Annotated in this window: 24 protein-coding genes, 1 other RNA gene and 1 other annotated feature; of the genes, 11 read left to right on the top strand and 14 right to left on the bottom strand. The window is 59.0% G+C overall.

Features of this window, described 5'->3' with window-relative positions; all coding sequences use genetic code 11:
• Positions 1–69: 69 nt before the first annotated feature.
• The 6 genes from htpG to ACJ8PN_RS01075 all read right to left on the bottom strand — a co-directional run bounded on the left by htpG (position 70) and on the right by ACJ8PN_RS01075 (position 6,316).
• A complete protein-coding gene (gene htpG / locus ACJ8PN_RS01100; protein WP_004940262.1) occupies positions 70–1,935 on the bottom strand; it encodes a molecular chaperone HtpG in 1,866 nt (621 codons plus the stop codon).
• Between the two features lie 143 nt (positions 1,936–2,078).
• Positions 2,079–2,684: a recombination mediator RecR gene (gene recR / locus ACJ8PN_RS01095; RefSeq protein WP_004940263.1), complete on the bottom strand. Its 606-nt coding sequence runs from the start codon at positions 2,682–2,684 to the stop codon at positions 2,079–2,081.
• A complete protein-coding gene (locus tag ACJ8PN_RS01090; protein WP_004940264.1) occupies positions 2,684–3,013 on the bottom strand; it encodes a YbaB/EbfC family nucleoid-associated protein in 330 nt (109 codons plus the stop codon). Before ACJ8PN_RS01090 ends, recR begins: the two co-directional genes overlap by 1 nt.
• Before the next feature lie 41 nt (positions 3,014–3,054).
• Entirely contained in the window at positions 3,055–5,013 is a 1,959-nt protein-coding gene (gene dnaX / locus ACJ8PN_RS01085; RefSeq protein ID WP_004940265.1) for a DNA polymerase III subunit gamma/tau, read from the bottom strand.
• Positions 3,658–3,722 (bottom strand) — a sequence feature (DnaX frameshifting element). Its footprint overlaps the gene before it by 65 nt.
• Before the next feature lie 92 nt (positions 5,014–5,105).
• Positions 5,106–5,657: an adenine phosphoribosyltransferase gene (gene apt / locus ACJ8PN_RS01080; RefSeq protein ID WP_015376864.1), complete on the bottom strand. Its 552-nt coding sequence runs from the start codon at positions 5,655–5,657 to the stop codon at positions 5,106–5,108.
• A 278-nt stretch (positions 5,658–5,935) separates the two neighbouring features.
• Positions 5,936–6,316: a DUF454 family protein gene (locus tag ACJ8PN_RS01075; RefSeq protein WP_004940275.1), complete on the bottom strand. Its 381-nt coding sequence runs from the start codon at positions 6,314–6,316 to the stop codon at positions 5,936–5,938.
• A 134-nt stretch (positions 6,317–6,450) separates the two neighbouring features.
• On the opposite strand from ACJ8PN_RS01075, the gene priC reads away from it, so the two are divergent.
• A complete protein-coding gene (gene priC / locus ACJ8PN_RS01070) occupies positions 6,451–6,987 on the top strand; it encodes a primosomal replication protein PriC (protein WP_171453439.1) in 537 nt (178 codons plus the stop codon).
• 106 nt (positions 6,988–7,093) lie between these two features.
• Positions 7,094–7,273 (top strand): pleiotropic regulatory protein RsmS, encoded by a 180-nt coding sequence (gene rsmS, locus ACJ8PN_RS01065; RefSeq protein ID WP_004940278.1) that lies wholly within the window; start codon positions 7,094–7,096, stop codon positions 7,271–7,273.
• Between the two features lie 31 nt (positions 7,274–7,304).
• Here the strand turns inward: rsmS and mscK are convergent, their stop codons facing one another.
• From mscK to acrR, 3 genes are all read right to left on the bottom strand, one after another.
• Positions 7,305–10,694, bottom strand: coding sequence for a mechanosensitive channel MscK (gene mscK / locus ACJ8PN_RS01060; protein WP_442534536.1), 3,390 nt, complete (start codon positions 10,692–10,694; stop codon positions 7,305–7,307).
• 100 nt (positions 10,695–10,794) lie between these two features.
• A complete protein-coding gene (locus ACJ8PN_RS01055) occupies positions 10,795–11,148 on the bottom strand; it encodes a DsrE/DsrF/TusD sulfur relay family protein (protein ID WP_004940282.1) in 354 nt (117 codons plus the stop codon).
• Positions 11,149–11,159: 11 nt separating this feature from the next.
• Positions 11,160–11,843: a multidrug efflux transporter transcriptional repressor AcrR gene (gene acrR, locus ACJ8PN_RS01050; RefSeq protein ID WP_171453437.1), complete on the bottom strand. Its 684-nt coding sequence runs from the start codon at positions 11,841–11,843 to the stop codon at positions 11,160–11,162.
• Between the two features lie 142 nt (positions 11,844–11,985).
• Here acrR and sdeX point away from each other — a divergent pair, with 142 nt between their 5' ends.
• The 4 genes from sdeX (at position 11,986) to ykgO (ending at position 16,931) form a co-directional block, all read left to right on the top strand.
• Positions 11,986–13,173: a multidrug efflux RND transporter periplasmic adaptor subunit SdeX gene (sdeX, locus tag ACJ8PN_RS01045; RefSeq protein ID WP_004940290.1), complete on the top strand. Its 1,188-nt coding sequence runs from the start codon at positions 11,986–11,988 to the stop codon at positions 13,171–13,173.
• Between the two features lie 17 nt (positions 13,174–13,190).
• Positions 13,191–16,337, top strand: coding sequence for a multidrug efflux RND transporter permease subunit SdeY (sdeY, locus tag ACJ8PN_RS01040; protein ID WP_015376860.1), 3,147 nt, complete (start codon positions 13,191–13,193; stop codon positions 16,335–16,337).
• A gap of 186 nt (positions 16,338–16,523) precedes the next feature.
• The gene (locus tag ACJ8PN_RS01035; protein WP_004940303.1) at positions 16,524–16,778 is read left to right on the top strand and encodes a type B 50S ribosomal protein L31; all 255 of its coding nucleotides are present in this window, start codon (positions 16,524–16,526) and stop codon (positions 16,776–16,778) included.
• A 12-nt stretch (positions 16,779–16,790) separates the two neighbouring features.
• Positions 16,791–16,931 (top strand): type B 50S ribosomal protein L36, encoded by a 141-nt coding sequence (ykgO, locus tag ACJ8PN_RS01030; RefSeq protein WP_004940304.1) that lies wholly within the window; start codon positions 16,791–16,793, stop codon positions 16,929–16,931.
• Positions 16,932–17,037: 106 nt separating this feature from the next.
• On the opposite strand, the gene ACJ8PN_RS01025 is transcribed toward ykgO, so the two are convergent.
• Genes ACJ8PN_RS01025 through ACJ8PN_RS01015 form a run of 3 tightly spaced genes read right to left on the bottom strand, consistent with a single transcriptional unit; the run spans position 17,038 to position 19,509 of the window.
• Positions 17,038–17,916: a metal ABC transporter substrate-binding protein gene (locus ACJ8PN_RS01025; RefSeq protein WP_442534535.1), complete on the bottom strand. Its 879-nt coding sequence runs from the start codon at positions 17,914–17,916 to the stop codon at positions 17,038–17,040.
• A 25-nt stretch (positions 17,917–17,941) separates the two neighbouring features.
• Positions 17,942–18,799 (bottom strand): metal ABC transporter permease, encoded by an 858-nt coding sequence (locus ACJ8PN_RS01020; protein WP_442534534.1) that lies wholly within the window; start codon positions 18,797–18,799, stop codon positions 17,942–17,944.
• Positions 18,796–19,509 (bottom strand): metal ABC transporter ATP-binding protein, encoded by a 714-nt coding sequence (locus tag ACJ8PN_RS01015; protein ID WP_442534533.1) that lies wholly within the window; start codon positions 19,507–19,509, stop codon positions 18,796–18,798. Before ACJ8PN_RS01015 ends, ACJ8PN_RS01020 begins: the two co-directional genes overlap by 4 nt.
• 402 nt (positions 19,510–19,911) lie before the next feature.
• Between ACJ8PN_RS01015 and ACJ8PN_RS01010 the strand changes: the two genes are divergently transcribed.
• From ACJ8PN_RS01010 to ACJ8PN_RS01000, 3 genes are all read left to right on the top strand, one after another.
• Positions 19,912–20,265, top strand: a complete 354-nt coding sequence (locus tag ACJ8PN_RS01010; RefSeq protein WP_004940311.1) for a hypothetical protein — start codon at positions 19,912–19,914, stop codon at positions 20,263–20,265.
• 158 nt (positions 20,266–20,423) lie between these two features.
• A complete protein-coding gene (gene tomB, locus ACJ8PN_RS01005) occupies positions 20,424–20,792 on the top strand; it encodes an Hha toxicity modulator TomB (protein ID WP_004940312.1) in 369 nt (122 codons plus the stop codon).
• A gap of 49 nt (positions 20,793–20,841) precedes the next feature.
• A complete protein-coding gene (locus tag ACJ8PN_RS01000; RefSeq protein WP_004940313.1) occupies positions 20,842–21,045 on the top strand; it encodes an HHA domain-containing protein in 204 nt (67 codons plus the stop codon).
• 330 nt (positions 21,046–21,375) lie between these two features.
• On the opposite strand, the gene ffs is transcribed toward ACJ8PN_RS01000, so the two are convergent.
• Positions 21,376–21,472, bottom strand: an RNA gene (gene ffs / locus ACJ8PN_RS00995) — signal recognition particle sRNA small type.
• A gap of 156 nt (positions 21,473–21,628) precedes the next feature.
• Between ffs and ACJ8PN_RS00990 the strand changes: the two genes are divergently transcribed.
• The gene (locus ACJ8PN_RS00990) at positions 21,629–21,943 is read left to right on the top strand and encodes an MGMT family protein (RefSeq protein ID WP_033633993.1); all 315 of its coding nucleotides are present in this window, start codon (positions 21,629–21,631) and stop codon (positions 21,941–21,943) included.
• Positions 21,944–22,007: 64 nt separating this feature from the next.
• On the opposite strand, the gene ACJ8PN_RS00985 is transcribed toward ACJ8PN_RS00990, so the two are convergent.
• Positions 22,008–22,499 (bottom strand): YbaY family lipoprotein, encoded by a 492-nt coding sequence (locus ACJ8PN_RS00985; protein ID WP_411261206.1) that lies wholly within the window; start codon positions 22,497–22,499, stop codon positions 22,008–22,010.
• Between the two features lie 231 nt (positions 22,500–22,730).
• On the opposite strand from ACJ8PN_RS00985, the gene tesB reads away from it, so the two are divergent.
• A complete protein-coding gene (tesB, locus tag ACJ8PN_RS00980) occupies positions 22,731–23,594 on the top strand; it encodes an acyl-CoA thioesterase II (RefSeq protein WP_171453432.1) in 864 nt (287 codons plus the stop codon).
• The last annotated feature ends 34 nt before the right edge of the window (positions 23,595–23,628 follow it).

Raw genomic sequence — 23,628 nt, 5'->3', positions numbered from 1 at the left:
GCGAGAAAAGGCGGGGAAAAACCGAAAATGCGCCCCTAACGGTGCCGTTAAGGGCGCATATCTTCAACTTTAGGCGGACAGCAACTTGTTCATGCGGCGGATGAACAGGTTCGGATCCTCCAGCGTGCCGCGTTCAGCCAGCAGCGCCTGATCCAATAACAGGTCGATCCATTCGGCGAAATGTTCGTTATCGCCCACGTCGGATGCGCGTTTGACCAGAGCATGTTCCGGATTAAGCTCGAAAATGTACTTCACTTCCGGCGCCTGCTGACCGGCGGCGGCGAACAGCTTGGCCATCTGGGTGCTCATTTCGTCGGCGTCGGTCACGACGATCGCCGGCGTATCGGTCAGGCGGTGCGTCAGGCGCACATCCTTCACGCGATCGCCCAGCAGGGTTTTCACGCGTTCGATGAACGGTTCCAGTTGCTTCTCGGCGGCCTTCTGCTCTTCGGTTTCATCCGCCAGTTTATCCAGCGCTTCATCCGCCTTGCTGACTGATTGGAACGGCTTGCCGTCGAACTCGGTCAGGTAGCTCATCATCCACTCGTCGATGCGATCGGACAGCAGCAGCACTTCGATGCCTTTCTTGCGGAACAGCTCCAGGTGCGGGCTGCTCTTGGCGGCGGCGTAGCTGTCGGCGGTGATGTAGTAAATCTTCTCCTGCCCTTCTGCCATGCGGCCGACGTACTCTTCCAGCGATACGGTCTGCGCCGAGCTGTCACCGTGGGTAGAGGCGAAGCGCAGCAGTTTGGCGATCGCTTCCTGGTTACCGTTGTCTTCCGCCGGGCCCTCTTTCAGCACCAGACCGAACTGCTGCCAGAATTTCTGGTAGCCTTCGGCGTCGTCTTTGGCCAGCTTATCCAGCATCTGCAACACGCGCTTGGTCAGCGCGCCGCGCAGGTTTTGCGTCACACGGCTGTCTTGCAGGATCTCGCGCGACACGTTCAGCGGCAGATCGTTGGAGTCGATCAGGCCGCGCACAAAGCGCAGGTAGTTCGGCATGAACTGCTCGGCGTCGTCCATGATGAACACGCGCTGCACATACAGCTTCAGGCCGTGCTTGTGATCGCGATTCCACATGTCCCACGGCGCCTGCGCCGGGATGTACAGCAGGCTGGTGTATTCCTGCTTGCCCTCCACCCGGTTGTGGCTCCAGCTCAGCGGATCGGTGAAGTCGTGGGCGATGTGTTTGTAGAACTCTTTGTACTCTTCGTCGGTCACGTCAGCCTTGCTGCGGGTCCACAGGGCCTGCGCCTTGTTGATCTTCTCCCAGGTGACGGTGTCGTCTTCTTCGTTTTTGCTTTCGATCTCCACCGGCAAGGCGATGTGATCGGAATATTTGCCGATCACCGAACGCAGGCGCCAGGCGTCGAGGTACTCATCTTCGCCTTCGCGCAGATGAAGGGTGATTTCGGTGCCGCGGGTCTCTTTGGTGATGTCGGCGATGGTGTAGTCGCCTTCACCGGCGGACTCCCAGAACACGCCCTCGTCATCGGCGGCGCCGGCGGCGCGGGTGCGCACGGTCACTTTGTCCGCCACGATGAACGCCGAGTAGAAACCGACGCCGAACTGGCCGATCAGTTGGCTGTCTTTCGCCTGATCGGAACCGATGGATTCCAGGAACGCTTTAGTGCCTGACTTGGCGATGGTGCCGAGGTTTTCAATCACTTCTTCGCGGCGCATGCCGATGCCGTTGTCGGCGATGGTCAGGGTGCGCTGCTCTTTATCGAAGGACAAACGTACGCGCAGCTCGCCGTCGCCGGCGTACAGCTCTGGCGCGGACAGGGCGCGGAAGCGCAGCTTGTCGGCGGCGTCAGAGGCGTTGGAAATCAGCTCGCGCAGGAAAATTTCTTTGTTGGAGTACAGCGAATGGATCATCAAATGAAGCAGCTGTTTTACTTCAGACTGGAACCCGCGGGTTTCTTGACCTTTCATACTCATTGATTACCTCAAAAGACAATGGCTACCAAAATCGAACAATGAGGATCAGATGAGGGTCAGGGTGTTGTTTTTCAAGCGGACGGCGGGATTTTTTTGGCAAAAAACAATGGGGCCGGACGGCCCCATCCGGGAAAACATCAGAACTTGATGGCGTGGCGCCCGGCCAGCGAATGCGACAGCGTGGTGCCATCGACCATCTCCAGCTCGCCGCCCACCGGCACGCCGTGGGCGATGCGGCTGGCGAGCACGCCATACTGGCCGCACATCTCGGCGATGTAGTTGGCGGTCGCCTCCCCTTCCACCGTCGGGTTGGTGGCGAGGATCACTTCGGTGATGCTTTCCTTTTCCAGCCGTTGCTCCAGGCGATCCAGGCCGATATCGCCCGGCCCGATGCCGTCCAGCGGCGACAGATGCCCCATCAGCACAAAGTAGCGCCCGGCGAACTGGCCGGTCTGCTCGATGGCGTGGATATCCGCCGGGCTTTCCACCACGCAAATCTGGCCGTTTTGCTGACGGCGCGGATTGGCGCAGATGGTGCAGACGTCCTGTTCGGTGAAGGTGCGGCAGTCGGCGCAGTGGCCAATCTCCGACATCGCACGCGTCAACGCCTGCGCCAGGCGCATGCCGCCGCTGCGATCGCGCTGCAGCAGTTGAAACGCCATGCGCTGTGCCGATTTCGGGCCGACGCCCGGCAAACAGCGCAGCGCCTCCATCAGGGATTCAAGGAGCGGGCTGGTTTGCATCAGAACGGCATCTTGAAGCCAGGCGGCAACTGCATGCCGCTGGAGACGGAAGCCATTTTCTCTTTCTGAGTCTCTTCGATGCGGCGCGCGGCGTCGTTAAACGCCGCGGCGATCAGATCTTCCAGCATCTCTTTGTCGTCTTCCATCAGGCTAGGATCGATCTCCACGCGGCGGCAGTTGTGCGCGCCGTTGATGGTGACTTTCACCAGGCCCGCGCCGGATTCGCCGGTCACTTCCAATTTGGCGACTTCTTCCTGCATCTGCTGCATTTTTTCTTGCATTTGCTGGGCTTGCTTCATCAGGTTGCCCAGACCGCCTTTACCAAACATAGTCGTCTCTCGTCGCTAGGGCCGCGCACCTCGCGCGGCGTTTAAAGGGGGCGAATACTCTCTTCATCCAGATCCGCGTCGAAGAATCGGCGCAGCGTCTGAATGTTGGTATCCGCTTCGATGGACTGGCGCGCCTGCGCCAGCTTTTCTTCATAGATGGCTTGTCGCCACTCCAGCGGGGTGCGCCCCGCCGGATTATCGTCCTCCACCACGGTCAGCTCAATCGGGCCGCCGTACAGCTCACCGAGCGCGTCGGCCAGCGTCTTCTGCGCCGAAGGCGAATTCAGATGGCGCTGCGAAGACCGCAGATGGAGGTTAATTTTGCCCGGCTCCGGCTGCTGCTTGAAGGCGTTCAACGCCAGCTGCTGCACCAATTTCGGGATCTTCAGCTTATCGATTTCTGCCGCCCAGGCGTCGCGCTCCAGCGACTCCACCACCAGCTTGGCGGCCAGCTCCGGCGTTTTCTCATGTTCCAACGCCGTGCGCAGCGCTTTCGGCGTCGCCAGCGGTTCCGGCGCCGCTTCCGGCTCGGTTTGCGCGCGCCAGCGATAGGCTTCCGGTTTCGCCGGTTTTTCCGGCACCTTCTTCTCCGCCAGGCGCTGCTGGCTGCGCTCGGTCACCGAAGCCAAACGCCCCAGCGCCGAGTTTGCCGGCCGCGCTATTCCTGGCGCCGCCGGCTCATTCTTTTTTGGTGTGGATGCTCCCTGCTGCCGTTGCAGCTGGGACCGCGCTTTCAACAGCTGGGCGGTGGCATCCGGTAAAGGGGCCGATGATTGTCGCTGCGGCGCGGCCGGCTGCCCTAGCGGCGGCGGCGCGTCCTGAAACTGCGGCGGCTGTGGCGATGCGGCCTGCTGCGGCTGCGCCATCGGCGCCGGCGCGGTCTGCACCAACGCCACCGGCTCCGGGATCACCGCTTTCGGGTGAAACGCCAGCGCGCGCAGCAGGGTCATCTCAACCCCCATGCGGCGATCCGGTGCATAGGCCAGCTCTTTGCGGCCCACCAACAGCGTCTGGTAGTAAAGTTGCACATCGGCCGGCGGCAGGGTGCGCGCCAGCTCGCGCAGCCGTTGCTCCACGGCGGCGTATTGGTTGTCGAGCATCGAAGGCAACAGCTGCACCATCGCAATGCGATGCAGCAGCGCCAGCGTCTCCACCAGCAAGTTTTCCCAGTCCACGCCGCGCGAAGCAGCCTGCGCGACCTGCGCCATCACCTTTTCGCCGTCGGCGCTGACCAGCGCTTCGAGGATCGCCAGCGGCTGCTCGTCATCGAGCGTGCCGAGCATCTGGCTGACGGTGGCGGCGGTCACCTGCCCCTGCCCCATGGCGATCGCCTGATCGGTCAGGCTCAGCGCGTCGCGCATGCTGCCGTCGGCGGCGCGCGCCAGCAGCTGCAGCGCGCGGGCGTCGCTGGTGATCTGCTCCGCCGTCAGCACCGTTTCCAACTGCTGACGGATCTGATCGACGTCCAGCGCTTTGAGGTGGAACTGCAGACAGCGCGAGAGAATGGTCACCGGCAGCTTTTGCGGATCGGTGGTGGCCAACAGGAATTTGACGTGCGGCGGCGGCTCTTCCAGCGTCTTCAGCAACGCGTTGAAGCTGTGGCGCGAGAGCATATGCACTTCGTCGATCAGGTAGACCTTGAAGCGGCCGCGCGCCGGCGCGTACTGGACGTTGTCCAGTAGATCGCGGGTATCTTCCACCTTGGTTCGGGAAGCGGCGTCGATCTCGATCAGATCGACAAAGCGCCCCTGCTCGATCTCGCGGCAGTTGTCGCATTGGCCACACGGCGTGGCGGTGATGCCGGTTTCACAGTTCAGGCCTTTGGCCAGCAAGCGGGCGATGGTGGTTTTCCCCACGCCGCGCGTGCCCGAGAACAGATAGGCGTGATGGATCCGCCCCAGTGAGAGGCCGTTGGCCAGCGCGGTCAGGACATGTTCCTGGCCGACCACGTCTGCGAACGTTTGAGGGCGCCACTTACGGGCGAGAACCTGATAGCTCATTAATACCGGAGAAGTCGAGGAATCTGGAGGGTCATGCTAACACAGCCCCGCGGCGATCCGCGAGGCCGTTGTGCCCAAGGGGCAATGCCTCATCAATGGCCGGCGAAGTCCACCAGGCAGTAGCAATCGATGCCCAGCTTGTTCAGACGCGCTTCCCCGCCCAGATCCGGCAGGTTGATGATGAACGCGGCGTCGTTCACTTCACCGCCCAGACGGCGGATCAGTTTGGTGGTCGCTTCGATGGTGCCGCCGGTCGCCAGCAGATCGTCCACCACCAGCACTTTGTCACCCGCGGTGATGGCATCGGTGTGGATCTCCAGCTTGTCGGTGCCGTACTCCAGCTCATAGCTTTCGCTGAGCGTGGCGCGCGGCAGTTTGCCCGGTTTGCGCACCGGCACGAAACCGACGCCCAGCGCCAGCGCGACGGGCGCGCCGAACAGGAAACCACGCGCTTCGGTACCCACCACCTTGGTCACGCCCGCTTCGCGATAGCGCTCAACCAGCAGCTCGATGCTGGCGGCATAGGCCAACGGGTTTTCCAGCAGGCTGGTCACGTCGCGGAACAGGATGCCCGGCTTCGGATAATCCGGGATGGTTTTGATACTGTCTTTAATAAACTGAAGCTGCTGCGCAGTAGCGGTCATAATTGTTGCCTGATAAAACTGCCTGAAAACCGGCGCGCCGCTCACCCGCCGCCCCCGGGAGAAACACACCGGAGAAGGAATGGCAGGCGATCCGCGCACGAAAACGCCCAAATCTATGCAAACTGGCGGACAAATGCAACTCTCCCCTGCATCTTTCAACCCGCAGCGTTGTTGACTGCACGCATTCCCCCCGGTCACTTACCTAAGTAAGCTTCCGGGGATGCCTGCGTTTGTCGCCTGGCTGCGGCTTGAAAGCTATTGAGGAGTTTAAGGCACAATCAGCGCTGTTTTTGTTGCGGCAGGTCAATAACCGGCAGACGCAGCATAAAGGTCAGCAAAATGGCCAGCATCAGCAGCAACAGCCCGCGCACCCACCAGATTTTCACCAGCCACAGCGAACAGGCGAAGGTCAGCACGATCACCAGCACCGCCTTCCACTTCGCCCCCGGCGGCAGCGCGCGATGCTGCTGCCAGTGGCGCAGGTAAGGGCCGAACCAGGAACGGTGCAGCAGCCAGTGATGAAAGCGCGGCGAAGAGCGGGCGAAACACCAGGCGGCCAACAGCAGGAACGGCGTGGTCGGCAGCAGCGGCAGCACCACGCCCAACGTCGCCAGCACCACCGCCAGCCAGCCCAAAATGATCAATAACCCACGCGTCATGCGGCTCTTCGCTCCTCAATCGGTTGCGGCTTACTGTAGCATCGGCGCCGCGCCGGCGGAATATGCATGCGGCGCTTGTTTCACAGCAGCATCGCGGGCAAGCTTACGCCTGTTGAAATCAAGAGGGAGCTTACGTGAGCACTCAGCGTCTATTACAGGTGTTGGCACAGCAGATCGCGGCGCTGGCGGCCGAAGTGACCCCGCGCGGCGACGTTCCGATCCCGCAGGCGCGCTTCGACGCAGCCCTGTTCGCCAATCGCGGCACGCGGCTGCGCGACTACCTGGCCGAGGTGGAGAAGAATTTCGCCCAGCTGCAAAGCGCCGCCAACGACAACCGTACCAGCCAGGTGGCCTTTCTGGCCGAAAAACTGGTGGCTCAGATCGCCGCCCTGCAGCGCGAGCTGGCGACCCAGGCGCTGCGGCGCAAGAACCAGCCGAAAGAAGCCCCCGAGGCCGATCTGTACCACAAGCTGGCCGAACATCAGGACTACGAACGCCGGCTGATCGCCATGATTCAGGATCGGGAAAGCCTGCTCGGCCGCCAAACCACGCTGGTGGCGCAGCAAAAACTGCAGCACGAGCTGGCGGCGCTGGAGGGGCGACTGATGCGCTGTCGTCAGGCGTTGGCGCGCATCGAGCGCAATATCGAGCGCAAAGAAAACGGTTTTTGAAGATTTATCACAATATTTTAATGATTATTCCCGGTTGCGCGCCGGGTTCACTATACTCTGCCGGTACGCGAGTTATTCATCCCATTAATTAATAAGCGCAGGTGCTATGTCTCTGGAAAACGCCTCACCCGAACTGCAGCTGGCGGTAGACTTGATTTACCTGCTGGAATGCAACGAGATCGATCCGGTCACCGCACTGGCGGCGCTGGATATCGTCAAACGGGATTATCAGGAAAAGCTGCAGCGCGCCGGCGTCACCTCACCCTATCTGCCCGCCGGACAGTAACCAGGGACAGCACTGCTGTCCCTTTCGCCTCTCATTGCTTATCCACCGCCGTCTGACCGCCGTCATCCGGCGACAGCGTTCTTTTCACTTCCTGCACTTCGTTGCCCTGCTGGTTATGCAGATACACCTCCAGCTGGTTGAAGGCGATGTCGATGTCGTTTTCCCGGCACAGGCGGTCGATTGAGCGATTCAGTTCGTCCACCGTGTAGCTGCGATCGCGCAGTTCGCGCACATAGAGCCGCAGTTCGTGATCCAGCGTGCTGGCACCAAAGTTGAGGAAGAACACCTGCGGTTCGGGATCGGTCATCACCCGCGGATTGTCGTGCGCCGCCTGCAGCAACACTTTTTTCACCTTATCGAGATCGGAGCCGTAGGCCACGCCGACCTTGATCAGCACGCGAGTGATGGTGTCGGACAGCGACCAGTTGATCAGCCGCTCGGTGACGAACGCCTTGTTCGGAATGATCACCTCTTTGCGATCGAAGTCGGTAATGGTGGTGGCGCGAATGCGGATCTTGCTGACCGAACCGGAGAAGGTGCCGATGGTGATGGTATCGCCGATGCGGATCGGGCGTTCGAACAGAATGATCAGGCCGGAGACGAAGTTGGCGAAGATCTCCTGCAACCCGAAGCCCAGCCCGACCGTCAGACCGGCGGCCAGCCATTGCAGTTTGTCCCAGGAGACGCCGAGCGATCCCAGCGCAACCACGGCGCCCACGGCGGTAATCAGGTAAGTGAGCACAGTGGTGATGGCATAGGATGCCCCCTGCCGCAGCTGCAGCCGCGACAGCACCACCACCTCCAGCAGACCAGGCAAGTTGCGGGTGAGCACGTAGGCGACGAGCACTGCGGCGATCGCCACCATCATGTTGCCCAGCGTCACCGCCTGCGCCACGCTGCTGCCCGCCACGGTGCTGGTGTAATGCCACAGCGTGATGCTGTCCAGATAGGCGATGACCGTCACCAGATCCGACCAAATGGCATAGAAGGCGCTGGCGAAGATGGCGAACAGCACCAGGGTGGTCAGGCGCAGCGACTGCTGGTTGATCTGATCGAGCGCCAGCGGCGGCTCTTCCACCACCGGTTCACCGCCTTCGGCCCCCTCTTTCGCCACGTTTTGCCGCCGCGCCAACGCGCGCCGGTAGGCCAGACGCCGCGCCGCCACGCTCAGGCCACGCAGCGCGGTCAGGTACACGATATTCCACAGGAAAAACAGATACAGGCTGTCTATCCAGCGGCTGGCCAGCCGCAGCGTGGTATAAAAGTAGCCGGCGAACATCAGCCCCAGCAGGATCAGCGGCGTGGCGGCCAGCGCGGTGACCACCATCAGCCGCACGGCGTGCGAGCCCTTTTCGCGCCAGCTGTCGCGGCACAGCGGGAACACCAGCACCGCGAGCAGCGCCAGCGTCAGCATCACCACGATCTGGCCAATCACGTCTTCCACCAGACGCAGCGGCGCTTTTTCGCCCAATACCGACCAGAAGATCAGCGGCTGCAGCGCCAATCCCAGCCGCAGCGTCTGCCGGCGGTAATGCGCGCACAGATTGGCGCCGAAGTTGAAATGCCGCTCGGCGATGCCGCCCGGTTTCAGCATGCGATAGCTGAAGCCGAACACCAGCCACGACAGCGCCAGCTGCTGCGACAATCCCCAGATAAAGTCGCTGATGCCGAAATCCGCGCGATACATCCAGAAACCGACGCCGAGGAGTAACGCGGCACCGGGCAATACCTTCAGCAAGGTCAGCGCGATGGCCTTCGGCGTGTGCAGTTGGCCGTCGCGCTTCAGTTGCCCCACGTCGTTGGCCAGCTTTTGCAAATGGCCGTCGATCAGCCGGTAGCGCCAGCGCAATACCCCGATCGCCAACAGCATCGGGATCAGGAACACCAGCGCATTCAACCCGCCCTGCACCAGCTTGCCGCCGTCGAACTTGAGATCGAGCCCGGCGAGCTGAACGCGCACCGCCTCGGGCATCGCCTTCAGCCACGCCAGATCGACCGGCTTGTTGCTGTTGACCCAGAAGATCTGCTGGGTCAGCGTATCCTGCAGCGAGCCGTAGACGCTGGTGAGCTGCTGCTGGTTGATCTGCAGGTTGATCGATAACGACAGCTGGTTGCTGAGCTGTTTGTTCAGCTGATCCAGCAGCTCGCGGCGCATGTCGACAATTTCGTTCAGCGCGTCGATCACTTCCGGGCCGGCCTTTTCCTTGCTTTCGGCCACCAGTTGGTTGATGTAATCCTCGCCCTTGAACAGATCGTCGCGTTGCTGATTGATATCGAACTGCTCCAGCCGCAGATCGGCGATGCGCGTATCCATATCCGCCAGCAGCGTGCCCTGCGGCAGGCTTTGCTGTTGCTGATACAGAATGCGCGACAGCACCAGGCTGCCCTTCAGCACCTGGATCTGCTCTTTCAGGTTACGCTCCGCCTGCAGCCCGCGATCGAGCCAGTTTTTGACCCGAATATTTTGCTGGAACAGGGTGTTGCTCTCTTCGGTGGCGGCGATCAGGCGCTGGCTCAGCTGGCGGTTGACGTCCAGCTGTTTGCTGACCAACAGATCGTGCTGGATATCGGTGGCGTCTTCCGGGTTTTGCGCCTCTTTGGCGGTCTTTTCGGAGATCGTCAACCGCTTGCTGTTGACGATCTCCTGCAGCAGCTGCACCGAGCGATCCAGCGCGTCGATATGCGCCGTAGTGTAATCACGCTGTTTTTGCAGCAGATCCTGCAGCGTGGTATTGGCTTCCAGACTTTTGCGCTGCAGCTCCAGCTGTGCGTTGAGCAACGCCTGCTCGGTGGTCAGCATCACCTGCTGGCTGTTGCGCAGCGAATCTTGCCCCGGCGTCTGGCCGCTGAGCTGGCTGCGGATCTCCTGCAGGCGCTGCGACGCGGCGTACATGGTGCTCTGCACCCGTTCAGGCTGGGTTTGCAGCGACACCAGTTGGCTGTTGTAGGTGGAGAGGCTTTCCTGCGCGTTTTGCAGCTCATCGAGCGTTTGATACAGCCGGCTTTCCAACTGGCGCAGCGACAACGGCAACAGCGCAGCGCGCGCCGCCGCATTGTCCACCGGCTGCTTCAGCGCATCCAGTTCGGCAGTGACCTGACTGAGCTTCGCCGGCGCCTGCTGCACCTGCTGTTTAAGCTGTGCGGCGTCTTGCCGGTTGCGCTCGAGGGCATCCAGCAGCTCCAGCGTGCGGGTCAAATCCTGTTGGGACAGCTTTTCGACCGGCGTCAGGGCTTTTTGCTTGCTTAGCGCTTCCAGCTGGCTTTGCACTTCGCTGCGCTGCGGCAGATCACCGCTCAGCGCCGCCTGCGCCGGCACGCTGAGCGTGCAAATCAGGAAAAGGAGTACGGCGGCGATGCGCCGCCGGCATGCGCCGACAAACGAGAGCGGCGCCAGAGAAGGCAGAGTCAACCAGCGATGCATGATTTAGCTTCGGATCGGTTAAGAAGCCAGAAGATTATCACGACCGCCGCCGGGCAACGAACAACAAAAACGTTGCCGGTGATGTCCCGTTGTCGCGAAATCAGAAAGTCAGCACTTTCTCCGCCGCCAACGTCCACTGCGCCAGCTCGACCAGCGTGCCGATCGCCACGCCGTCCGCCAGCGGCAAGCGGCTGACGCCGCGCGCGTCGGCGCAGGTCTTGCACAGCTTGACCGGCACCTGCTGCGCGGTAAGGATTTCCAGCATCTGCTGCAGGTGGTACCCCTCGTGCGGCTGCTGCCCGGCCAACCCGGCCACCACCGCATCGGACATCAGAAACAGCCGCAGATCGAGACTGCTCTGCTGCTCTTTCATGGCGATGGCCAACCGCAGCGCATTGAACAAGGATTCGTGGCCATAGGCGGCGCCGTTGGCGATGAGAACGACTGATGACATGAAATCTCTCCTTATAAAGGCAGGGAGCCGGCGTTGGACGGCGCGGCCATCGGCATATCGGATCTGAGGCGCAAGGTGGGGCAAAACTGCAGCATCTCCAAAAACGCATCCACCAGCGCTTCGGCTTCGGCCCGCAGATCGAAACTTTCCGGCATAAACAGCCAGTTTTCCAGCAGGCCGGTGATATAACCGCGCAGGATGATCGCCGCGCGACGAGTGTGCAGATCGGTCGGCAATTGCCCGTGGTGAATGCAGTTGTACAGCACCGCTTCAATGCGTTCGTAACCGGCGAGGTACAGCACCTTGCGCGAATCCAGCAGCGGCATCATTTCACCGACAAACTCGCATTTGTGGAATATAATTTCCATCAACGCCCGCCTGCGACCGTCTTCAACCGTAGACGTCAGAATGTAAATCAGAATTTCCCGGATAACCCGCAGTGGATTATCGGGAAACTTTGCCTGATACTCTGTTTCGAGCTGGTCAATTTTCGGCTCGGTAGATTCCCAAACTTCATTAAACAGGTCTACCTTATTCTTGAAGTGCCAGTAAATGGCTCCACGCGTAACCCCAGCAGCGGTGGCAATATCTGTCAGTGACGTTGCAGCAACGCCACGTTCAGAGAACTCTCTCACCGCAGCATCGAGGATTTGCTGTCGGGTTTCTTGCGCCTGCTGTTTGGTTTTTCGTGCCATGGCATTGTTATTTAGGGGGAGTGTGATTTACATACATTCGCGAATGTATGTACCATAGCACGCACATATAATTAACGCAGCAATGGGTTTTAAAGCTTGTGATCCATTGATCATTTTGAAATCGGACACTTGAGGTTTTTCTATGAACAAAAACAGAGGGTTAACGCCTCTGGCGGCCGTTCTGATGCTTTCAGGCAGCTTAGTGCTAACAGGATGTAACGATAAAGAAACCCAACAGCAAGGTGCCCAACAACAGGCACCTGAAGTGGGCGTAGTCACCTTGAAGGCCGAGCCTCTCAACATCACTACCGATCTTCCTGGCCGCACCGCTGCGTATCGTATCGCCGAAGTTCGCCCTCAGGTCAGTGGCATCATCCTGAAGCGCAACTTCGTCGAAGGCAGCGATATCAAGGCCGGGACGTCTCTGTACCAAATCGATCCCGCAACCTATCAAGCCAGCTACGACAGCGCGAAAGGCGATTTGGCCAAAGCACAGGCCAGCGCTTCCATCGCACGCGTGACGGTAAACCGCTACAAGCCATTGCTGGGTACCAGCTATATCAGTAAGCAGGACTACGACAACGCCGTCTCCACGCTGCAGCAAGCGGATGCCGCCGTGGTGGCCGCCAAGGCCGCCGTCGAAACCGCGCGCATTAATCTGGCGTACACCAAAGTGACCTCCCCGATCTCCGGCCGCATCGGCAAATCCGCCGTGACCGAAGGCGCGCTGGTCAGCAACGGCCAGGCGACCGCCCTGTCCACCGTGCAGCAGTTGGATCCGATGTATGTCGACGTCACCCAGTCGAGCACCGACTTCCTGCGCCTGAAGCAAGAACTGGCCAGCGGCGCGCTGAAGCAGGAAAACGGCAAGGCCAAGGTGAAACTGATGCTGGAAAACGGCACCGAATACGCGCAGGAAGGCACGCTGGAATTCTCTGACGTCACCGTCGATGAGACCACCGGCTCCATTACCATTCGCGCCCTGTTCCCTAACCCGAACGATACGCTGTTGCCTGGCATGTTCGTGCGCGCCCGTCTGGACGAAGGCGTGCGCAGCGATGCGCTGCTGGTGCCGCAGCAAGGCGTCACCCGCAACCCGCGTGGTGAAGCGACGGCGTTAGTGGTCGGTGCAGACGATAAAGTTGAGCTGCGCACGCTGAAGGCAGATCAGGCGATTGGCGACAAATGGCTGGTTACCGATGGCCTGAAAGCCGGCGATCGCGTGATCGTCTCCGGCCTGATGAAAGTGCATCCGGGCGCGCAGGTAAAAGTGCAGGAAGTTGACACTCAGGCGCAAAAACAGCCGCAGTCTGAAGCGCAGAAGTCATAAAAAGGAGCCGGTAATACATGGCTAAGTTCTTTATAGACCGCCCAATTTTCGCCTGGGTAATCGCCATCATCGTCATGTTGGCGGGGGTGCTTGCAATAATGAAACTGCCCATCGCGCAGTATCCCACTATTGCACCGCCGGCGGTGAGTATTTCCGCCAACTACCCGGGCGCAGATGCCAAAACGGTGCAGGATACCGTCACGCAGATTATCGAACAGAACATGAACGGTATCGATAACCTGATGTACATGTCCTCCACCAGTGATTCCTCTGGTAGCGTCACCATTACCCTGACGTTTGAGTCCGGCACCGATCCTGACATCGCGCAGGTTCAGGTCCAGAACAAACTGTCGTTGGCCACCCCGCTGCTGCCGCAAGAAGTTCAGCAGCAGGGCCTGAAAGTAGAAAAATCCAGCAGCAGCTTCCTGATGGTGGCCGGCTTCGTTTCCGACGATCCGAACATGACGCAGGACGATATTGCGGACTACGTGGCGTCCAACATCAAGGATCCGATCAGCCGTTCGTCCGGCGTGGGTGAGGTGCAGCTGTTCGGTGCCCAGTACGCGATGCGTATCTGGCTGGATCCGAACAAGCTGAACAACTACCAGCTGACGACCACGGACGTGACCTCCGCCATCACCGAGCAGAACAACCAGATCGCCGCTGGCCAGCTGGGCGGCCTGCCGCCGGTGCCGGGGCAGCAGTTGAACGCCTCGATCATCGCGCAGACCCGTCTGACTTCGCCGGAAGAGTTCGGCAAGATCCTGCTGAAGGTAAATACCGACGGTTCCCAGGTGCGCCTGCGCGACGTCGCTCACATCGAGCGCGGCGCGGAAAGCTACGCCGTTACCGCTCGCTATAACGGCAAGCCTGCCGCCGGCCTGGGTATCAAACTGGCAACCGGCGCCAACGCCTTGAACACCGCCAAAGGTGTGAAAGACGAGCTGGCCAAGATGGCGCCATTCTTCCCGCAAGGGATGAAAGTGGTTTATCCGTACGACACCACCCCGTTCGTTAAAATCTCCATCAACGAAGTGGTGAAAACGCTGATCGAAGCCATCATCCTGGTGTTCCTGGTGATGTATCTGTTCCTGCAGAACTTCCGCGCGACGCTGATCCCAACCATCGCGGTGCCAGTAGTACTGTTGGGGACCTTTGCGATACTCGCGGCGTTCGGCTTCTCGATAAACACCCTGACGATGTTCGGCATGGTGTTGGCGATCGGCCTGCTGGTAGATGACGCCATCGTGGTGGTGGAAAACGTCGAGCGCGTCATGTCCGAAGAGGGGCTGCCGCCGAAAGAAGCCACCCGTAAATCGATGGGCCAGATCCAGGGCGCGCTGGTGGGCATCGCCATGGTGCTGTCAGCGGTATTCGTGCCGATGGCGTTCTTTGGCGGCTCAACCGGCGCCATCTATCGCCAGTTCTCGATCACCATCGTATCCGCGATGGCGCTGTCGGTGCTGGTGGCCTTGATCCTGACGCCGGCGCTGTGCGCCACCATGCTCAAACCGATCCCGAAAGGCGATCACGGGGTTAAAACAGGCTTCTTCGGCTGGTTTAACCGCATGTTCGAGAAGAGCACGCATCACTATACCGACAGCGTGGGCAACATCCTGCGCAGCACCGGCCGCTATCTGATCATCTACCTGCTGATCGTGGTTGGCATGGGCCTGCTGTTCCTGCGCCTGCCTTCCTCGTTCCTGCCGGACGAAGATCAGGGCATCCTGTTGACCATGGTGCAGTTGCCTGCCGGCGCCACCGAATCCCGCACCAACAAGGTGTTGGAAGAAGTCTCCGACTACTTCCTGAACAAGGAAAAGGACAACGTGGTTTCGGTGTTTACCGTCGCGGGCTTCGGCTTCAACGGTAACGGCCAGAACAACGGCCTGGCATTCGTCAGCCTGAAAGACTGGGGTGAGCGTCCGGGGGCCGGGAACAAGGTAGAAGCGATCGCCGGTCGCGCCATGGGCGCCTTCTCGCAGATTAAAGAAGGCCTGGTGTTCCCGTTCAACCTGCCGGCGATCATCGAACTCGGTACCGCAACCGGCTTCGACTTCGAGCTGATTGACCAGGGCGGCCTGGGGCACGAAAAACTGACTGAAGCGCGTAACCAGCTGTTGGGCATGGTTGCTCAGCATCCGGATGTGCTGGTGGGCGTGCGCCCGAACGGCCTGGAAGATACGCCGCAGTTCAAACTGATCGTCGATCAGGAGAAAGCCAAGGCGTTGGGCGTCAGCATCACCACCATTAACAGCACGCTGAGCACCGCGCTGGGTGGCTCGTACGTCAACGACTTCATCGACCGCGGTCGTGTGAAGAAGGTGTACGTACAGGCCGAAGCGCCGTTCCGCATGCTGCCGGAAGACATCAACAAGTGGTACGTGCGCGGTACCAGCGGCCAGATGGTGCCATTCTCCGCCTTCTCTTCGGCGAAATGGGAATACGGCTCACCGCGTCTGGAACGCTATAACGGCTTGCCGTCGATGGAAATTCTGGGCCAGGCCGCACCGGGCAAGAGTACCGGTGAAGCGATGAACCTGATGGAACAGCTGGCGTCCAAACTGCCAAGCGGCATCGGTTACGACTGGACCGGCATGTCCTATCAGGAACGTCTGTCGGGCAACCAGGCGCCGGCGCTGTACGCTATCTCGATTCTGGTGGTGTTCCTGTGTCTGGCGGCGCTGTATGAAAGCTGGTCCGTGCCGTTCTCGGTCATGCTGGTATTGCCGCTGGGGGTTATCGGTGCGTTGTTGGCCGCGACGATGCGCGGCATGAACAACGACGTGTACTTCCAGGTAGGGCTGCTGACCACCATTGGTCTATCGGCGAAGAACGCCATCCTGATCGTGGAATTCGCCAAAGACCTGATGGAAAAAGAAGGCAAAGGCCTGATCGAGGCGACATTGGAAGCAGTGCGTATGCGTCTGCGTCCAATCCTGATGACATCCCTGGCCTTCATCCTCGGGGTTCTGCCGCTGGTTATCAGCAGCGGTGCGGGCTCCGGCGCACAGAACGCGGTTGGTACCGGCGTTATGGGCGGGATGATCACCGCTACCGTCTTGGCGATCTTCTTCGTACCGGTGTTCTTCGTGGTGGTTCGCCGCCGCTTCAGCAAGAAGAACGAAGACCTGGAACACAGCCATCCGGTAGAGCACCACTGATCGCTCAGTGATGTGAGCTCCACCCGATAATCGAAAAGGCCGCGCATGCGGCCTTTTTCTTTTGCTTCAGCAGATTAATGCAAACCGTTCTCATTAATTCGCTCATGAGTGCAATTTACGCTTGATCATGATGCCAGGTCGGCGCATAATTATTGTTATAGTATAACATTACACAAGAGAGCCATTATGAAACCCGGCATCCATCCCGATTATCGCACCGTGGTGTTCCACGACGTCAGCGCCAATGCCTACTTCAAAGTGGGATCGACCATCAAAACCGATCGCACTATCGAACTGGACGGCGAAAGCTGGCCGTATGTCACCCTCGACGTCTCTTCCGCTTCGCATCCGTATTACACCGGTAAGCAGAAAGACTATTCCAAAGAAGGCAGCACGGCGCGCTTCCAGCAGCGCTTTGGCCGCTTTATCGGCAATAAGTAACAAGGAAACCCCATGCAGGTATTGAGTTCATTGCGTTCGGCGAAAAATCGCCATCCGGATTGCAAAGTCGTGCGTCGTCGTGGCCGCATCTATGTGATCTGTAAAAGCAATCCGCGATTCAAAGCGGTACAGGGACGTAAGAAAAAGCGTTAACTCCCAAGTGTCATCTGTCGCAAAGCCCCGTTGCTGCTCAACGGGGCTTTTTTTATGGCGAGAAAGTGCCTGCAAGCTGTCCCCCACCCGCAGGCGGGGGCAGAGATTACTTCATGCTGCTCAGCAACGTGTCGACATTGTGTTTGAACGCCTGCTCATAGGTGGCCGCCGGGCCGCCGGCGCGGGAGAGCGCTTCAGGGTACAGCTCGCCGCCCACCTTGGCGCCGGTGGCGGCGGCAATCTGCTTCACCAGCCGCGGATCGGTCTGGTTTTCGATAAAGTAAGCGTTAACCTTCTCCTGTTTAATCTGCTTAATCAGGCTCGCCACGTCGCTGGCGCTGGCTTCCGCTTCGGTGGAAAATCCGACCGGGGCAAGGAAGGTGACGCCATACTCTTGTCCAAAGTAGCCAAAAGCATCATGGCTGGTCAGCACCTTACGTTTCTGCGGTGGCACTGCGGCGAACTGAGTTTTGGCCCACAGATCCAGCTTTTGCAGCTGCTGAATGTAGTCGGCGCCGCGCTGGCGAAAATAGTTGGCATCCTCAGGATCGGCGGCGATCAGGGCGTTCATCACGTTGGTGGCGTACTGCACGCCGTTTTTCATGCTGTTCCAGGCGTGAGGATCGGTAATCGGTTTGCCATCCTCTTCCATCTGGCGGGTGTTGATGTCCTGTGAAGCGGTGATCACCTGCCCTTTATAACCCGAAGCCTTGACCAGGCGATCGATCCACCCTTCCAGCCCCAGGCCGCTGACGAATACCACATCAGCCTGAGCCAGCTTCTTGCCGTCCTGCGGTGAAGGCTCGAAACTGTGCGGATCGCCATCCGGCCCCACCAGCGTGCTGACCTTGACGTGATCGCCGCCCACCTGCTTGACGATATCTCCGAGAATGGAAAAGCTGGCGACGGCATCGACGGTCTTCGCCATCGCCAATGGGCTGGCCAGCAGAGCAGCTACCGCCAGCGATATAGGTAAACGTTTCATATTTTCTCCTTGCAAATGGCACTTCTCAACGGCGCGCAAAGGCGTAAATGCCTCCGCGCGTTCCAAACAGGATCGAGACAAAAAAGAGGATGCTGGCGCTGAGCACGATCGCCGGACCGGCAGGCAGCGAAGCGTAGTAGGACCACACCAGCCCAATCAGACTGGAAAGCGCGCCGATGCCCATCGCCGTCGCCAGCGTCTGCGGCAGATTGCGCGCCCAGAAGCGTGCGCTGGCGGCGGGCAGCATCATCAGCCCCACCGACATCAGGGTGCCGAGGATCTGGAATCCCGCCACCAGATTGACCACCACCAGCGCCAAAAACAGGCCGTGGATCAGCGCCAACCGGCGCGGCGCGTTAACGCGCAGGAAAGTGACGTCGAAGGATTCGATAACCAGCGCGCGGTACAGCGCCGCCAGCGCCAGCAGCGAAACCGAGGCGATAGCACCGACCATCAGCATCGCCTGCGCATCCACCGCCAGGGTCGAACCGAACAACACGTGCAGCAGATCCACGCTGGAACCGCGCAACGAGACCAGCGTGACCCCCAGCGCCAGTGAGCCCAGATAGAATCCGGCGAAGCTGGCGTCCTCTTTCAGCGGCGTGCGGCGGCTCACCAGGCCGGACAGCATCGCCACCGCCAGCCCGGCGATAAAGCCGCCTACGCCCATCGCCACCAGCGACATGCCGGAAATCAGATAACCGATCGCCGCGCCGGGCAACACCGCGTGGGACAACGCATCCCCCACCAGGCTCATGCGGCGCAGCAACAGAAACACGCCCAGCGGGGCTGCGCTGAGCGACAACGCCAGGCAGGCCATCAGCGCGCGGCGCATAAAACCGAAAGAGAGGAAAGGATCGACAAGCCCATGCAACAGCATCATGGCGCCACCGCCCGCAGATCCGGCAGCCGGTCGGCGGCGTGATACCTCGGCACCTGTTCCAGCACTTGCTTGGCCGCGCCCCAGTGGCAAGCCTGCGGCGTCAGCAACAGCGCCTGCGGAAAATGCTCGGCGACCATCGACATATCGTGCAGCACGGCGATCACCGTTTTCCCCTGCCGGTGCAGCTGCGCGATCGCCTGCAGCAGGATCTGCGTGGTGGTGCTGTCGATACCGGTGAAAGGTTCATCCAGCAAAATCAGCGGCGCCTGTTGGACCAGCAGGCGCGCAAACAACACCCGCTGCAGCTGGCCGCCGGAGAGCTCGCCCACCGGGCTGTGCGCCAGCGCACTCATGCCGACGCTCGCCAGCGCTTCATTAACCTGGCTCGCCGCATGCTGGTTCATACCGCCGAACATGCCGCTTTGCGGCCAACATCCCATCGCCACCAGATCGCTTACCGCGATCGGGAACTGCCGATCCAGCTCCGCCTGCTGCGGTAAGTAAGCTCTGCGCGGCGGCTTTCCGCCGCTGAAACTCAGGCTGCCGCCCATCGGCGGCAACAAACCGGCGAGCGTTTTCAGCAATGTCGATTTTCCGGCCCCATTGACGCCCACCACCGCGGTTAACGAGCCGGCGGTAAACTGCCCGCTCAGCGGCGGGAAAAGCGGCGTGGCGCCATAGCCTAGCGCCAGCTGACGCAGGATGATCATGGCAGCGATACCGCCCAAAAGATGCCGAGCCACAGCAGAGCCAGCAGCACAACGGCCCCCGCACAACGCGCAGCAGCGGAGGTGGTGAACAACGAATTCAGTGGCGGCGCGGCACCATGTCGTGAAGTGGGAATCAATGTTATGACCAAAATAATGGATGAAAGTTATAATATAACATCACAACAACTACCATGGCTCAAGCTATGGCGCGACAATAATGCAACGGAACGTAACAATCCCTAGCACAGCGGATCTCCCCCCGCCCCCTTACAAAACCCAGGGATATTTCCATTCGGTTGGAATGTTGGCGTAAGGTAAAGAACAGCGGTAAATCGAAAAATTTACCGACGAGGGCGGAAAAGGAGTAAGATAAGCAGATAACATTGTTGTTGGCCGAGATTAATGCTTGTTACCCTTGCCTGTAACCTGGACGTCAACGCACTTTCTGTTAAAAAATTAAAGAAAGTGGTTCATGACAATATTGCGGAGTTAGTGCCGGCGCTGACCAGCGGACTCAGCTTTTATTCTGAAAGCGCACGCTATGCCGAAGATTCATTAGAAATACTTGATATAGTGCAGCAAGGTGACAGCGATTATTCAATGAGTTATCGTTATAAGTGGGGCATTTTTAATGCCTGCCTGGATATCAACAGCGAAGATATCATCAACGACAGCGTCCGGTTTCGAGTGACGGCGCGGGGTTTAATCTTCGACATCATTGATAACTCACGCCCATCAACTGCGGATGAATTGTAAGTTTAAGTAATAACTACAGGCCAAACGCGAAAAAATGATTTATATTCATTTTACGGGAAGTTTATTTAACCACCGTTAAGCTGCCTCCGTTCATGATGTAAATCAGCTTACTCACATAGTGTTATCACACCGCAATTAAGACTTACGGAGGGGATGATATGGATGAGTATTCGCCTAAGCGACACGACATTGCTCAGCTCAAATTCTTGTGCGAAAATTTGTATGATGAAGGTATCGCTACCCTGGGAGACAGTCATCATGGGTGGGTCAACGATCCGACGTCCTCCGTCAACCTGCAGCTTAATGAGTTGATCGAACATATCGCTTCGTTTGTGATGAGTTATAAAATTAAATACATGGACGAATCTGACCTGTCGGAGTTAGTCGAAGAATATCTCGACGATACCTATACGCTGTTCAGCAGCTATGGTATCAATGATTCCGACCTGCGCCGCTGGCAAAAAACCAAGGCGAGATTATTCAGAATGTTCTCAGGAGAGGACATCTGTACGACAATGAAAACTTAGGGGATAATTATTCCCAAGCTATTTTACGGTTATTAAACTAAAGGCCACCATGACTAAAACCGACTATCTGATGCGTTTACGTAAATGCACCACGATTGATACTCTCGAACGTGTTATTGAGAAAAATAAGTACGAGCTTTCCGATGATGAACTGGAGCTGTTTTACTCAGCGGCAGATCATCGTCTGGCAGAGCTCACCATGAACAAACTGTATGACAAAATCCCCACCTCCGTTTGGAAATATGTCAGATAATCAGCCCCCAACGCGTTGAGCCGATGCTTTTATCGGCCTCAATGTTCAAGTTGAATACGTACTTTTCCTATTGACAGTAAAACTTCACTTGCGTTCCCTCTTCCGATAATAATATTGCGCGGAAACAATTTTCTTTTTTAATCGAGACAGGTTATCTCATCGCCCACCTCACTGTGCCCGCTCCCCAGAACCGCTAATTCATTATCCAAAAGAATTGAAGGCGGGAAGAAAAGAAATGCGTGTCGCTCTGCCTGATGACAGAAATGGATAATAGATATGTGGAGGAGAGGTGACAAAAGCGCGGATTGGCGAAGCCCAAATGGGTGGGGACCCTGCCAGCTACATCCCGGCACACACGTCACCTGCTGCGGCTGCTTCCTTCCGGACCTGACCGAGTTCACAAGTTAGTGTTGCGGGAGAACCAACAGGGCCCCCATTGACGGCTTCTGTACTCCGAAGCGGTGGGCATTATCGGCGATGCCCCACCAAATAGCAAGCCAACCGGGGCCAACCGCTGTTTTCTTGCCCACCTGCATTGTGGCACACTCTTCGCCTGGGTTTTGACTCGTGCAGGAACAGCAATATGCAACCAGAAGACGCCTCTTTCAGCCAGCGGGTTTTCCATATCGTGGCCGCCATCCCGTTCGGCAAAGTCACCACTTACGGTGAAGTCGCCCGGCTGGCCGGCTCGCCGCGCGCCGCGCGTCAGGTTGGCGGCGTGCTGCGGCGTTTGCCGGAAGGCAGCGCACTGCCCTGGCACCGGGTGATCAACCGCCACGGACAGATCTCGCAGCAGGGGGAGGATTTTCAACGGCAACGGCAGGCACTGCTGGCGGAGGGGATAATTTTCGGCCCGCACAGCACGGTCGATTTCGAACGCTACGGCTGGCGCTGGTAAAACAAAACAGCCTTTGGCCGGAGCGCAAAGGCTGTTGATTTTATCTTGCTGTACCGCAGTAAGTTTACTGCATGGCGGTTGGCGCAGCCTGAATCGGCACGCCCTGCACCGGAACCAGCAGCAGATCGGCGCGGGTGCCGTTGCGGTTAACCACTTCCTGGATGGTGTCGGTAATGAACATCAGGCGCCCGTTGACCGTCACCGCCGCGCTCAGAATGATGCGCGCATTCGGTTGGATGTAGGACGGGTTGTACGGCAGCGTAAAGCTGAATGGCGCCTGCTGCCCTTCGGTACGTACCGCGCGCTGTGCAATCACTTTGGACGGCGCATCCGCCAGCGAAGCGTCAGAGAGGGTGACCGTCAGTACGGCGTCCGGCGGCAGCGCAATGCGCTGACGTATATTAACCGAACCTGTCACCGCCGGGCCCTGAATCTGCGTTTGCGCAGCCGCCGGGTTACCGGCCGTCTGTGTAGGCACATCGGCACTCTTTTGCGCGCATCCTGCCAGCGTGATCGTCAGTGCCGCGGCACCGCCTACGATTTGCCAGAGTTTCATGGATCGGTCTCCTTTTTTATTATCAACATGTTGGTGGCTTTCACCACCTCACCTATTAAACCTAGCACAAAACACTGATAAATCCACTTTACCCCGCCTATTAATCACTTAAACAGCCCAAGGCGTCCATGATTAAGAGCATTCTCATCGGCCCCTTAACGCAAAATGTTGACGCCGCGCCGTGATATTCCGCACACTGCGCAAAATGATTATTAGAAAGGTAACAACTTTATGAGCCAGGCATTGCAAAACCTCCTCGATCTGCTGGATCTGGAGAAAATCGAAGAAGGGTTGTTCCGCGGTCAGAGTGAAGATCTGGGGCTGCGCCAGGTGTTCGGCGGGCAGGTGGTCGGCCAGGCGTTGTACGCCGCCAAACAGACGGTGCCGGACGAGCGCAGCGTGCATTCGTTCCACAGTTACTTCCTGCGCCCGGGCGACAGCAGCAAACCTATCGTTTACGACGTGGAAACCCTGCGCGACGGCAACAGCTTCAGCGCACGCCGCGTCAGCGCCATCCAGCACGGCAAACCTATCTTCTATATGACCGCCTCCTTCCAGAGTCCGGAAGCGGGTTTTGAGCATCAGAATCTGATGCCGGACGTGCCGCCGCCGGAAGGGCTGCTGTCTGAGTCAGAGATCGCCCAGAAGCTGGCGCATATGCTGCCGGAAAAAGTGCGCGAAAAATTTATCGGCCAGAAGCCGATCGAAATGCGCCCGGTGAAATTCCATAACCCGCTGAAAGGCAGCGTGGAAGAACCGCATCGCTACGTGTGGTTCCGCGCCAACGGCAGCATGCCGGACGATCAGCGCATCCACCAATATCTGCTGGGCTACGCGTCGGACTTTAACTTCCTGCCGACGGCGCTGCAGCCGCACGGCGTCGGCTTCCTCGAGCCGGGCATGCAGGTGGCCACCATTGACCATTCGATGTGGTTCCACCGTCCGTTCCGCATGGATGACTGGTTGCTGTACGCGGTGGAGAGCTCCTCCGCCTCCGGCGCACGTGGCTTTGTGCGCGGCCAGATTTATACCCGCGAGGGCGTACTGGTCGCCACCACCGTGCAGGAAGGGGTGATTCGCCAACGCGACGCCTGATCCGCAGCATAAAGAAAGGGGCGATGTTTCCATC

The sequence above is a fragment of the Serratia sp. CY76391 genome (assembly GCF_052166695.1).
Taxonomy (GTDB): Bacteria; Pseudomonadota; Gammaproteobacteria; order Enterobacterales; family Enterobacteriaceae; genus Serratia; species Serratia nematodiphila.
The sequence above is the reverse complement of the archived record's forward strand: the minus strand, read 5'-3'. Positions and strand labels throughout refer to the sequence as shown.